This is a genomic window from Paenibacillus sp. FSL K6-0276, assembly GCF_037977235.1.
In the GTDB taxonomy this organism is placed as follows: Bacteria; Bacillota; Bacilli; order Paenibacillales; family Paenibacillaceae; genus Paenibacillus_AQ.
Genome location: NZ_CP150276.1, coordinates 2,855,959 through 2,869,649, shown reverse-complemented (window position 1 = coordinate 2,869,649; position 13,691 = coordinate 2,855,959). Strand labels below are relative to the sequence as shown.

Annotated in this window: 10 protein-coding genes; 2 read left to right on the top strand and 8 right to left on the bottom strand. The window is 40.5% G+C overall.

The window, feature by feature from the left end; genetic code table 11:
• Nucleotide 1: 1 nt before the first annotated feature.
• The 7 genes from MHH52_RS13470 to gabT form a co-directional block, all read right to left on the bottom strand.
• Nucleotides 2–1,606 carry an amidohydrolase gene (locus MHH52_RS13470; protein ID WP_340009163.1) on the bottom strand — a complete coding sequence of 535 codons (1,605 nt, stop codon included), beginning with the start codon at nt 1,604–1,606 and terminating at the stop codon, nt 2–4.
• Between the two features lie 30 nt (nt 1,607–1,636).
• A complete protein-coding gene (locus MHH52_RS13465; RefSeq protein WP_340009161.1) occupies nt 1,637–2,776 on the bottom strand; it encodes a saccharopine dehydrogenase C-terminal domain-containing protein in 1,140 nt (379 codons plus the stop codon).
• A gap of 46 nt (nt 2,777–2,822) precedes the next feature.
• Nucleotides 2,823–4,283, bottom strand: coding sequence for an aldehyde dehydrogenase family protein (locus MHH52_RS13460; protein ID WP_340009159.1), 1,461 nt, complete (start codon nt 4,281–4,283; stop codon nt 2,823–2,825).
• 165 nt (nt 4,284–4,448) lie between these two features.
• Complete coding sequence (locus MHH52_RS13455; protein ID WP_340009635.1) at nt 4,449–5,801, bottom strand: aspartate aminotransferase family protein; 1,353 nt, start codon at nt 5,799–5,801, stop codon at nt 4,449–4,451.
• 19 nt (nt 5,802–5,820) lie between these two features.
• Nucleotides 5,821–7,284: a CoA-acylating methylmalonate-semialdehyde dehydrogenase gene (locus MHH52_RS13450; RefSeq protein WP_340009633.1), complete on the bottom strand. Its 1,464-nt coding sequence runs from the start codon at nt 7,282–7,284 to the stop codon at nt 5,821–5,823.
• Nucleotides 7,285–7,316: 32 nt separating this feature from the next.
• Nucleotides 7,317–8,744 (bottom strand): aldehyde dehydrogenase family protein, encoded by a 1,428-nt coding sequence (locus MHH52_RS13445; protein WP_340009157.1) that lies wholly within the window; start codon nt 8,742–8,744, stop codon nt 7,317–7,319.
• A gap of 9 nt (nt 8,745–8,753) precedes the next feature.
• Entirely contained in the window at nt 8,754–10,109 is a 1,356-nt protein-coding gene (gene gabT, locus MHH52_RS13440) for a 4-aminobutyrate--2-oxoglutarate transaminase (protein ID WP_340009156.1), read from the bottom strand.
• A gap of 184 nt (nt 10,110–10,293) precedes the next feature.
• On the opposite strand from gabT, the gene MHH52_RS13435 reads away from it, so the two are divergent.
• Nucleotides 10,294–11,901 (top strand): PucR family transcriptional regulator ligand-binding domain-containing protein, encoded by a 1,608-nt coding sequence (locus tag MHH52_RS13435; protein ID WP_340009154.1) that lies wholly within the window; start codon nt 10,294–10,296, stop codon nt 11,899–11,901.
• Nucleotides 11,902–11,918: 17 nt separating this feature from the next.
• The gene (locus tag MHH52_RS13430; RefSeq protein ID WP_340009631.1) at nt 11,919–12,134 is read left to right on the top strand and encodes an NlpC/P60 family protein; all 216 of its coding nucleotides are present in this window, start codon (nt 11,919–11,921) and stop codon (nt 12,132–12,134) included.
• A gap of 599 nt (nt 12,135–12,733) precedes the next feature.
• Here MHH52_RS13430 and MHH52_RS13425 read toward each other — a convergent pair.
• Entirely contained in the window at nt 12,734–13,588 is an 855-nt protein-coding gene (locus tag MHH52_RS13425; protein WP_340009152.1) for a copper amine oxidase N-terminal domain-containing protein, read from the bottom strand.
• Nucleotides 13,589–13,691: the final 103 nt, after the last annotated feature.

Genomic DNA, 13,691 nt, shown 5'->3' with positions numbered 1-13,691 from the left:
TCTATACCTGTTTTTCAAAGATGACTTTGCCATCCATCATGGTTAACTCTACCCTCGCATCCTTTATTCTTTCAGTCGGTACATTGAATAGATCGCAATCGATCACAATTAAATCTGCTAATTTTCCTGCCTCAAGTGTACCTAATTCATTTTCTCTAAAAACACCATAGGCAGCTGAGGATGTATACGCTTGCAAAGCCTGTGTTAAAGTGATAGCTTCATCTTCATTAAACAACTCACCTTCGCCTACAACTCTAGTAATGGCTCGGTATATTTCTAATAGTGGGTTTAAGGATACAACAGGGTAATCCGTATTTAATACGACCTTCGCTCCTGCATCCAGTAATGACTTAATTGCGAAGGTATACTTACTTCTCTCCCCTATACAGGAAAAATAATGATTTTTATTGATTAGTTCCATATGCTCTGGTTGCATTGATGCGATTACATCCAATTCTTTAAACCGTGGAATATCAGTTGGATGTACGACCTCGATATGCTCGATTGTATGCCTTGCATCTCTAACCCCATTCTGTTGTTGTGCTTCTTCAAATAGATCAAGTGCATAATGCACTGCGCCATCCCCTACGGCATGAAACCGAATACGGAACCCCTCTTTATCTGCAGCAAGCACATAGTTTCTCATTTCTTCTGGTAGCAAAGGCCCGTGTGAATCTGGAATATCCGTATAAGGCTCAACAAGGTTAGCAGTATGTGTAGTCACAACTCCGTCCAAAAATTCTTTCAGTCCAGAGAAACGTAGCTTTCCTGATTTATACTTATCTCGATAAAACTGTGCCCTCTGAATATCTGCATCAAGCCCGATCAAAAAGTGAATTCGTGTAGTCAGCTTCTCTTGTTCTTCAAACTCTTCATAAAGATCAATTTCATTAATTTCTAGATCAGTTACTTTAAAAATATCCGTTATTGAGGTGACCCCATATTTAGCAGCATGACTTAGGAAGGTTTCAAAAACTTGTCTTTTTCGATTTTCCGGAAGATTCATTGCCTGTTTAGAAGCAATACTAGCAGCTGACTCATAAAGTATGCCAGTAGGCTCTTGAAACTCATCCTTCATAATCTTCCCATGCGGAGGATCAGGTGTGTTCCGATTAATTCCGAGTATTTCCAAAGCCTTAGAATTAACCCATACTGTATGACCTGAAGCATGAAATAAAAAAACTGGACGGTCAGGAATAACAGCATCCAAGGAGGAACGATGAGGCAATTTCGAATCGTCCCACTTGGTGTGATACCACATATAACCTTGAACCCATAATTCATCAGGTCTTGATTTGGCAAATTCAGCAACCCTATCTACAACTTCTTGTTCAGAACGAGCATCTAAGAGATTTATATTATCCTCCATAAGACAACCGGGAATAACATGGAGGTGCAAATCATTAAAACCCGGCATAACAAGTTTATTTTCAAATTGATAAACTTTAGTTTCGGGTCCAATGAGTTCTTGCATTTCAGATGCTGTACCAACTGCTACTATTTTATTACCTTTGATAGCAATTGAAGCTGGCTTCGGCAAATCTTCAGTACCCGTAAACACAGCATTACTTGTAATCATAATGTCTACCTTATCAACTTGTTGCATGGATTTGCCTCCTATTAGTAGTTTAGTAGACTACTGTTTCTGCGTTTCACTAATCGTGATATATAGCTCAACATTCTTACTTTTTAAATAGGAGAAATACGTTTCAGGATCAACACACAGCTCAGGTGGTTTAACACCTTTCTCTGTAATCTCACCCTTCAAGAGCATTTGAGCGACGATTGAAGCCGGAATCGCCGTTGCATATTGTGTTGGACTGACTGCCCACTCATGATGATATCTCGTTAACAATTCTAATCTTACGGTAGTCTGATTTCCATTTTTCTTTCCTTTGACCTCAACCAATAAAGAATCGGTGCCCCAAACCGGATTTTCCTTCTTGGCAAGCACTTTAGTTAACAACGAAACCAGCTGACGGCGAGGAACTGTTCCATCTTCCAGTGCATTTGTATCAACAAGACCGAGTTCTTCCAGCATTTTAACTTTCTCGATGGTTGAAGGATCCCAAGTATCTTTGTAGGTAATTTCTTTTACTTCTGGGAAGCTAGTAGGTAATGTTGCTAGCTCGGAATGAATAATGGAATATGTTTTTTGAATGCCTAAATCTTCATGGAATTGAGTAAACTCTTCATCTGCTAGTGGAGGAATTTCGACTAACTTACCTTTTTGTACAGCGATTGCAGGCTTAACTGCTTCATCGATGATTGTATCTGCAGAAAAGGCAAACGTTGTGCCTGAAGATGTAGATCCATAGCGAATATGAATTTCTTCAGGAGTATCAAGTAAATTCACACCATACCTGCAAAATACGTTAGAGCTACCAGGATCTGACCCCATGCCTGTAATTGAAAGCACATTCGCAAGCTTCATTTGATCATCGAGCTTCAATTGTTCATTCGTATATTTAAAGAGTCCACCCAAATCAAGTATGCTTGTGCCTACAGCTGATGCAGCTTTCATTGCATCTAGATTAAAAACATAGTTAGTCGCATTGACACATACGCTACCTTGCCGTAACACTTCTTTGGATGCTTCAAAATCTCTAATATTTAAAATTACAGTGGTGACCCCTTTGCCGACCCAAGCGGCAAGTTCATCCAGTCTCGCTTGATCTAGGTCTGCAGCTACAACCTCAATGCCACTCTCTACTAGATCTTTCACGATCACTTTTCCAATTGTTCCTGTTGCGCCTAAAACAACTACTTTATTCATGTTGAGCCCTCCAACTTTGTAATGTGTACAACTTCAATCTAGACTATTATTGTGACAACCAGCCTGCTGGAGTAACATTCAGTTTGATATTAATTTGTTTAGGCTCCAAAAACTGTTGGAATCCATATGTACCTAAATCTCTTCCAATACCACTCATCTTAAATCCACCCCATGGTGCTTCATTGTAAGTGTTGTGGTAGGTATTAATCCAAGTAATACCTGCTCTAATCTTACGAATTACTCTCATTCCTTTTGCGGAATCGTTCGTAAATACGCCAGCTGCTAGGCCAAATTTAGTACCGTTGGCTAAACGGATGGCTTCCTCTTCGGTACTGAACTTCTGAATAACAAGAATAGGTCCGAATATTTCTTCTTGTACAATTCTCATATCAGGTGTCGTATCGGTAAAAATTGCAGGTTCAATGAAATAGCCCTTACCTTCAATTTGTTTACCACCACATAGCAATGTCGCACCTTCATTTGAACCGATATCTACGTATCCTAGAACATTTTTTAACTGATTTTCTGATACGAGAGGGCCCATTAACGTGTCTTCCTCAATACCAGGTCCGATCTTGATCTTTTTCACTTGGAGTAATAATTCCGCTACAAATCGCTCATACAAGCTTTCTTGAACAATGAGTCGGGATCCTGCAGAGCACACTTGACCCTGATTGGCGAAAACTGCAAAAAGCGCATATTCAACTGCCACATCAAAGTCTGCATCTTCAAACACGACCAGAGGAGATTTCCCCCCTAGTTCTAGGCTTAATCTTTTCATAGTATGAGCTGCCTTTTGAGCGATTTCAATTCCTGTTTCTGTCCCTCCAGTAAAGGAGATCTTATCAACAAGTGGATTTACAGATATTTCGTTCCCAATCGTAGCCCCTGGTCCCAGAACAAGATTAATGACACCATTCGGAAAATCTAATTGGTCGATCAACTCAAACAATTTAATGACTGTAAGTGGGGTAACAGAGGCTGGTTTTACTACTACCGTACATCCTGCAGCGATTGCAGCTGCAATCTTTTGCGTCGCCATCACTAATGGATAATTCCATGGCGTAATTAATGCCACAACGCCAATTGCTTCTATAACTACCATTGCTTGAACATCATCTGGTACGTCATACACCTGTCCGTGTGGCTTGGTTGCTAACCCTGCGTAATATCTGAACTGATTCACCGCATCGATGACATCAAATCTCGATTCATTAATGGGCTTTCCATTATTCAACGTTTCGAGTATGGCAAATTCCTCTGATGCCTCCTCTAACTTACTTGCAAGACGAAGCAACAATTCTGAACGATATCTTGCCTTACTTTCGATCCAGCCATCTTCATAGAACGCTCTATGTGCCGCCACAATTGCTAATTTAATATCATCTACATTGCCTTCGGTAACAATCGAAATAACTTCTTCTGTGGCAGGATTTATTATCTTACGCGTCCTTCCTCCACTTCCGAGCACCCATTTACCATCAATGTACATGTTCTTAATATCCATTGCTTCTTGCCTCCTTTCTATTTTTCAATTATTTATTCATCAAAAAAACGTTTCGTGAAAAATGTAACCATTTTGACATCTAATTGTACTAGTTTAGACAATAATTACTTATTCTGAATCAAAGAGATTTTTCCTCTTTTTGGACAATTTCACTAAACATTCTGTCTAATTATTTTTCATCACTTGTTTAAATGTTTGAATGATAAAATCCAAATCTTCATTTGTGGATGAAAGTGGTGGTGATAATGTAAGAATATTGTTGAATCCCGGTACTGTATCGCCATTACGACCAATGATCAAACCTTTGGCTTTACATGCTGCAATAATTTTACCTACAGCTACAGGTGATAACGGTTCTTTCGTTTCTTTGTTCTCCACGAGCTCGAACCCCATCAAAAAACCAAAACTGCGAATGTCGCCTACCAGTCTGTGATCCATAAGATCACTCATTTCTGCTACCAAACGCTCTCCGAACTTCTCGGAACGTTGTACCAAATTTTCATTCGCTATAATTTCAAGATTTTTGAGAGCTAATGCACAACAAGCTGGACTGCCACCAAATGTATTGACGTGTCGAAGATGATTAAATTCACCTTGTTCTTTAAAAGCTTCATATATATCCTTGCGAACAGCTGTTGCTGATAATGGCAAATATCCACTTGTCAAGCCCTTGGCCATCGTGACAATATCTGGCTTAACATTGTAATTCATATGTCCAAACTTCAACCCGGAACGACCAAATCCACATATGACTTCATCGATGATGAGCAGCACATTATACTTCTTACAAATTTTTTGGACTTCGTCAAAGTAAATCTGATGGGGAACGAGAACTCCACCGCCAGAAATTGCTGGTTCCATAATTACAGCTGCTATAGTTTCCTGTCCTTCCCAAATGATTCTTTCCTCTATTTCACGTGCACAGAAGAGGTTGAATTCTTCAATTGACATACCTTCAGGTCGACGATAGTTATCTGGAGGACGCACATGAAGAAATCCCCCGCCAAGTGGTTCATACATATACTTGCGGGTTGCTTGACCCGTTGCGGCTAATGCTCCCATTGAGTTACCATGATAAGCACGATAGCGAGATATAAACTTGTGACGAAGAGGAGACCCCGTTTGCTGATGATATTGTCTTGCGATCTTGAAGGCGGTTTCATTTGCATCTGAACCACTGTTAGAAAAAAAGATTACATAATCCCCTTCAAGCCATTCATTCAGTTTCTCTGCTAGTTGAATCGCTGGAAGATGACTTTGAGATAGAGGATAATATGCCATTGCTCTTAACTGCTCATAAGCAGCTTCCGCTAATTCTTGTCTTCCATAGCCTACATTCACACACCATAGACCAGACATTGCATCAAGATAGCGGTTCCCTTCAATATCCGTAATCCAGGAACCTTCCCCTTGAGTGACAACCATTGGTCCTTGATTCGGATTATAAGGAGACATCGCGTGCCACAAATACTGACGATCTTTTGCTGTAATTTCTGCACTATCATCCGAAGAGGTCATCATTCATCAACCTTTCACTTTAATAACGAGCAGTCAACATTTTCTTGCGCGTATAGAACTCAACACCATCTCTTCCATTAGCATGCAAATCTCCATAGAAGGATTTCTTGTAACCAGAGAAAGGGAAGAAAGCCATCGGAGCTGGAACCCCAATATTCACACCCAACATACCCGCATCGATATCTTCACGGAACTGGCGTACTGCTTTGGCACTATCTGTGTAAATACATGCCCCATTCGCAAACTCAGAATTGTTCGTTATCTCAATTGCTTCACTTAAGTCCTTAACTCGAACGATCGACAGCAGAGGAGCAAAGATCTCGTCTTTCCAAATTTTCATATTCATATTGACATGATCAAAAATAGTTGGTCCGACAAAATACCCTTTTCCTTCAATTGCGGCATCTTTACTGCCATCACGCACAAGCTTAGCGCCTTCTGACTCGCCATTTTGGATATACCTTAACGTTCTCGTTTTATTTTCTTCACGAATAACTGGTCCGAGGAAGACTTCCTTGTCCATGCCATTCCCAATGACAATCTGATCGGCAGCTTGCTTAAGTCGTTCAACTAACTGATCTGCAATATCTCCAACTGCAACAACAACCGCACAAGCCATACAGCGTTCACCTGCTGATCCAAATGCACCATTAATAATTTGAGTAACTGTATTATTAAGCTCTGCATCTGGCATTACGATGGAATGATTTTTGGCCCCTGCGAGTGCCTGAACTCTCTTGCTGTTCGCACTTGCAGTTTTGTATACATATTCTGCAACAGGCTGTGAACCAACGAATGAAATTGCTTTAACTTCTTTATTCTCGATCAGACCATTTACCACATCTTTTGCACCATGTACTATGTTCAAAACACCATCAGGGAATCCAGCTTCCTTGAATAGTTCAGCAATCCTATTGGCAAGTAATGGTGTTCGTTCTGATGGCTTCAATATAAATGTATTTCCACATGCAATAGCAAGCGGGAACATCCAACACGGAACCATCATAGGAAAATTAAAAGGTGTTATGCCTCCAACCACACCGATTGGATATCTGTACATACCTGATTCAAGTCCAGTTGCTATATCTGGAAGCTGTGACCCCATCATTAGTGTCGGAATCCCAGCTGCAAATTCTACACATTCAATTCCACGCTGAACTTCGCCATAAGCCTCTTGATAACTTTTTCCATTCTCTAAAGTTACGATCTGCGCCAGCTCATCCCAGCTTTGAACAAGAAGTTGCTGATATCGAAACAGGAACTGCGCTCTTTTGGGCACCGCAACTTTCTTCCAACTATCAAACGCTATGCTAGCTACATCAGCGGCTTTATTCACATCATCTTTAGATGAAATAGGAACATAGGCTATAATTTCACCTGTCGCTGGATTTGGTACTTCTTCATAATGAGTGCCACTACTCTCGACCCACTGTCCACCAATAAAATTTTTCAAATACTTCGCTTTCATCTGAACCTGTGTCATCATGTACCTCCCGGAAATTGATCACAAGATGATCATTTTAAGTTAATAGTAATGAGCTTTATCTCTGTCATTTCTTCGACGGCATATTGAACACCCTCGCGTCCGAATCCACTTTCTTTCACACCGCCATATGGCATGTTATCAACACGAAACGTTGGAAAATCATTAATCATAACCCCGCCTACTTCAAGCTGAACCGCAGCTTGCATAGCCGAATGAATATCATTCGTATAAATGCCTGCTTGAAGTCCAAAACGCGAATGGTTTACTTCCTCAATTGCTTGTTCTAGCTTGCCAAATGGAGAAACTGTTACGATAGGTCCAAACACTTCCTCACAGGATACAGGCTCATCACTAGCTACATTTGTCAAGATCGTAGGCTTAAATATTCGAGAATTATGAGCCTTACCACCTATGATAACTTGTGCACCTCTTGATACAGCAAGATCTACCCACATCTGCATCCGATTAACTTCTTTTTCATGGATCAAAGCTGATATATCTGTGGTTTCATCGAATGGGTCACCAATTACGAGTTTTTCTACTTTTATTTTGAATTTAGTTATAAATTCCTCATACTTATCTTCGTGTACATATATTCGTTGAATCGAAATGCACACTTGACCACTGTATGAGAATGCTCCGATAACACAGCGATCGATTAACTCATCGGAGATATCATATGTTTGATCAATAATTAAACCTGAATTCGAGCCCAGCTCCAACGTAACACGCTTCAATCCAGCTTTATTCTTAATAGCGATTCCTACTGCCGGACTTCCTGTGAATGAAACAGCCTTCACTCTCGAATCACAGACGAGCATCTCGCCAACAACTGAGCCAAGTCCGGGAATGATATTCAATGCGCCATCTGGCAGCCCAGCTTCTTGAAAAATCTCAGCTAATACCAAAGAGGATATAGGAGTTTGATCTGCTGGTTTTAATACAACCGAGTTTCCTGCTGCAATCGCAGGTCCGACCTTATGTGCGACCAAATTAAACGGAAAGTTAAAAGGTGTAATGGCAGCTACCACACCAAGTGGTTTACGAATCGTAAAAGCTATACGCCCCTCTCCACCTGGTGCCGCATCCAATGGAATCGTTTCTCCGTGTATGCGACTTGCTTCCATTGCCGCAAATTTATAAGTCTGAATCGTACGAGCAATTTCACCTCTTGCGGTCTTTAGCGGTTTTGCCGCTTCCGAAGCCAGAAGTTGAGCAAGCTCCTCTTTACGTGCTTCTATTTGATGAGCCACTTTATCTAGAATAGCTGAACGCTTATGAGCTGGTAATTTAGCCATCTTCTCTGCAGCTGACTCAGCCGCTTGAATCGCAGCTTCCGTATCTACTTCGTTTGCATAGCCTACATCAGCGATTTTGTCCCCTGAAAAAGGGGAATATAGTGCTTTGTACTGTGTTGCTTCTTTCCATTGTCCGTTAATAAATAAGTCCCACTTCACATGTATTCCCTACTTTCTTAGTTTTTCATATTGCTGAAGCATTACCTCTTTGATTATTTCTAGCCCTTCAGCAAGCTCTTCATCAGTAATAACAAGTGGAGTTAGGAAACGGATTACATTACCATGAACCCCTGCACTTAATAGGATAACACCAGCTTCATAGCATCCCTTTTGCACTGCTGATACATATGCTTTGGCCGGTTCTTTGTTATCCGCATGAACGAATTCAATAGCGCACATCGCTCCAAGCCCACGTATATCTGCAATGAGAGGGATTGTTTTCTGTAAATCTGTAAAGCAGTTCATGATCGTTTGACCGATCAAACGTGATCTTTCTAATAGTCCTTCACGCTCGATTTTTTCGATTACAGCAATTGCTGCAACACATCCAAGTGGACTACCACCGTAAGTCCCGCCAATCTCACCAGGTGCAGGGGCATCCATAATTTCTGCGTGTCCTGTAACTGCACTAATTGGCAATCCCGCTGCAATAGATTTCGACATTGTAATCAAATCAGGCTCGATCCCAAAGTGCGTACTAGCAAACATTTCTCCTGTTCGTCCGAAGCCTGTCTGAATTTCATCAGCTATGAACAAAATATTCTCACGCTTACAAATTTCATACACGCCTCTAACAAATTCTTTCGGTGGAACGATAAACCCACCTTCTCCTTGCACAGGCTCCATGATGACAGCTGCTAATTCTTCTGGTGAAGCTTCCGTATATAGGAAGTCCTCAAACTGCTGGACACAATACAGTGCGTACTCATTCTCGGACATACCTTGAGGGCGACTCATTGGATTCGGATATTGTGCTTTATAAATAGCTGGGGCAAATGGACCCATTTGGAATTTATAAGGTTTTACTTTGCTTGTAAGAGACATTCCGAGCAGTGTACGTCCATGAAATCCACGTGTAAATGAAACTATCCCAGGTTTTCCTGTGAATTTTCTTGCGATTTTCACAGCATTCTCCACTGCTTCTGCTCCGCTATTCAAAAGAATGGTCTTTTTCTTAAAATTCCCTGGAGTTATTTCGGAAAGCTTCTCCGCGAGGGATAGATAAGATTCGTACATTACTACGTGAAAGCATGTATGAATATACTGTTCGGCTTGTCTTTGAATTACATCCACAACCTCTGGTGGACAATGGCCTACGTTCATCGTGCCAATAGCTCCAGCAAAATCCAAGAAAACATTACCGTCCACATCATATATCAAAGACCCTTTGGCCTTTTGAACAAAAACGGGAGTATTGTTGCTGACACCACGTGGTATAAATAATTGCCGTTTATCTAATAATTCCTGCGTACGATTCGCCGGGAATTGTGAGCTTACTGATACAAACTTACGTGTCATTTTCATGTCCACATACCCCTCTTCATCCTTTTCCCAAAGGATTATTATGTATTTTTTAGATTATAAAAACGCTTTCTTTTCCTAATTTTAATTGAATAATATTCAGAATACTATTGCTCTAAGGGATAATTTTATTTATATTTATTATCACTAAGGAATAATAATCTTCTCTTATTGGAGTGAATCACTAATGAAGTTAATCGATGCTTTACAACTACCAACACTCCGACAGTCTAGAATCGTAGCTGGCGCCGAAAATCTCGATCAGATGATCCGCTGGGTGCCTATCGTTGATCTGCCAAATCCTCTACCATGGGTACGTTCGGGAGACTTTCTCCTAACGACTGGCTACGGATGGCCCAAAGATGAAGAAAAACTCCGTGATCTTGTTATCGAATTTTCTAAACGTGGACTCACTGGTGTAGGTCTAGCCGTACCCCAATACTTTGATGAAATGCCTGCAATTGCCTGCGCAGTAGCTAATGAACTGCAATTCCCACTTATTGAAATACCTTGGGAGATTTCTTTTAATGCCATTACAGAAGAAATCCTGAGTTCAATTCTGACCTATCAATATAAATTACAAGAACATTCTGAGTTCATTCATCAGGAAGTTACACGTATCGCTTTAGAAGCAAGAGATCTTCAGGAAATAGCTCTAACATTTGGTAGGTTAATAGGAAGAACCATCGTTATTCAACATCCAGAAGGGCCTTTATTAGCTGTTTATCATAAGGAAGAGGAAGCCTACAAAGGGGAGAAGGCGGAGATATTTCTTCGAGAATTTTCTATCTTTTCCAAGGAACAAACAAAAAAACTTTCTTTACATTCAAGTTCTCAACCAATAAGAATCCCCTCTACCTCTGGCTCCGATACAACTTCCTATTTTGTGTGTTCCATTTCGATCAAGAAAGAATTGGTTGGTCTATTTTGGATAATTGAAGGTCAGCATCCACTTGGTGAAGTAGACCTCCGTGCAGCCCAATCTGCGTCTATTGTTATGGCCTTACATATCTCACAGCAACGTGCCCTAGCCTCATTAGAAGCACAGTTAGGGTATTCATTCTTGGATTCATTATTTGAAGGTGAGTTTATTACTACACCTCAAACTCTACGACGCGCTGAACTTTTGGGCTTTGAACCAGAAGCTATATATTCCGTTGGTATTCTCATTATGGACGCACCTGTTCCACTGTCACATGAAGGTATCCTTAAGCGTGAACGTCTCGCTGATAACTTAAAACGGATAATGCAAGAAATGAATATACCTTCCGTACTTTCTCTGACACAAAATCAAATCTTATTTTTAATACCCGATCGAATTCAATCCGAAGACATATGGAAGTTAATTAAAGACTCCAATTTTTCTTTTGCCGTCAGTCTCCCTCATCGTGGTTTTAGTAACATTCGTCAAGGATTTAAGGAAGTTAGTTCAATACTACCCCATATCAATTTTGGTCAAATCCATCGTTACGAAGACTTATTAGTTCCTCGTGTTTTGATGGGGGATCATGATGCAAGAACATCCTTTCTCGGCAAACTATTTGACCCTTTAAGGCGAAGTAAGAACGGTGACGTACTGATCCATACTTTGTTAGCTTTCGCTCGATTGGGCTTTCAATTAAAAAAGACGGCTACTGAATTAAATATCCACCCCAAAACTTTACGCTACAGGCTCAATCGCGCGATCGCAATTGGAAATTTTGACCTCAATGAATCCGAAACACAATTCCATCTACAACTTGCTATTCACATCATCACATTAGAAAATCAAAGGGAATTGACGAATCAGATGTAACAATCTAACAAGCTCGAATCGGTCGAATAATTACCCAAAAAGAAATCGAAGCAAGAAATTTAATCTTTTTCAGAAGAGACAGATATTCTGACAATCGGATTGGTCATGTTGGCGTCGATATCGGAAATGGCAACATGATCAATACCTATAAAATCCCACCTGGTGTCACTATCACGAAGTGGAAAAGTCCGTATTGGTTGAAGCAATATGTAACGGCTCGTGAGATTTTGTAGGAAAATCGCTCCCCTTGATAATGCTAAAATTAGCTTTTTGGCGATGACAGACCTAAGCCGGTTCCTTCGATTTCACGATGCATCCCTTTTGCTCCAAGGTCAGTTCAAAGGTTAATTCCGGGTATAAGATCTCCATTCGTCTATTGGTCCTGGCAAGAAAAGGTTCGATCTGTATGTATTCAATTTGAACGGTCAATGAAGAGGATTCCACTCGTGTTAAAGCGAGCAGCCCCTTTACGAGTCCTTTTAAATAGCGGACTTTTTGCAGTGATTTAGTTAGAATTGAAACCCCCTCAAATATTCCACCGAAACATAAAAGCACGAGAAATAAATCGTTATGTATAATTCCAGAGATATTATAGAAAAAAACAGAGCCCCGTTTTCGAGGGAAGCTACTGAAAAAGTCCACCTTTTCTAAAAACAATAAAATAGCAAAAAAAGAGCCTCTAGAATCGCTTCTAAGGCTCGAATTACATATCGGAAGTCATACTTTCCCCCCTTAAATTCATGATTTTTTCAAAACTATTACTTTTTCAGTGCCCTCTTTCGTTCAGGGCTTCTTTTTTTAGATATCCATAGCTTGTAACCCAGCGATTCAGTTAAGTAGGATTATATTGTCCAAACCCTGCAGGAATTACTCTTCTAGTGTAATTTACACGATCGACTTTCCAAACTCCACCGGTATATATCAATTGAGCTGTACGATCTTCAATATATTGGTCTTCGGCAGTCAAACCGTTGGCTATTATGACAGATTGCGATAACGTCGCTGTCGTTTTACTCGTATATTCTACCGAAGTAATAGGTGCTTCATACTTAGTTGAGTGTTCTAGATTATCTTGGCTTATCGATCGAATTAACTTTTCCGTAAATAAAGGCTTAAAAAGAGTTGTTAAATTCTTAACGGAAGACCCAATCACTGCTTCGTTCAGTTTTTGAGACAATAGTATCAGATGCGTGTCCGTGATTTGCTGTGAGGAAGGGACTGAGATAGACGGCTGCTCCATATTCACCACAATCTTCTTCCCATCTACTGCAATCGTTGCTTGCTTGGACTGCTGATTCCATGCGATTGTTGCACCCAAAGATTGACCTACAAATTTCAATGGAACGTAGGTCGTCCCTTGAATCACCTGAACTGGAACATCCATCTCAATGTACTTAACAGTACTCTGATCAATGGGTAGAGTATATACGAGCGCTCGTTTGAAATTAGCAGCAAGGAATATTCTGGAACCACCATTATCAATCGACACCAATTTTTCCTTCTGGAACCATCCCACACTCGCTCCTAGATGTTGAGATACGGCACGTAACGGAATCAACACCCGATTGTTCAGCAACTGACCACTGGTCACAGTCTCTCCTGCATTAGCCGCAAAACTCGGAGCAGGGAGAGCAGGGAGAATAAGCAAGGCCGTTGCCGCGAGCGTTAAAGTTAGTTTTTTAATCATATTTTGCCTCCTGTTGAGATTAATAGACTGCAATAATGTTTGTTTGTGTTATTTCAAATGATTTAGGATATATTTTTTAATTGGAACTTCCTCCAAACCCCTT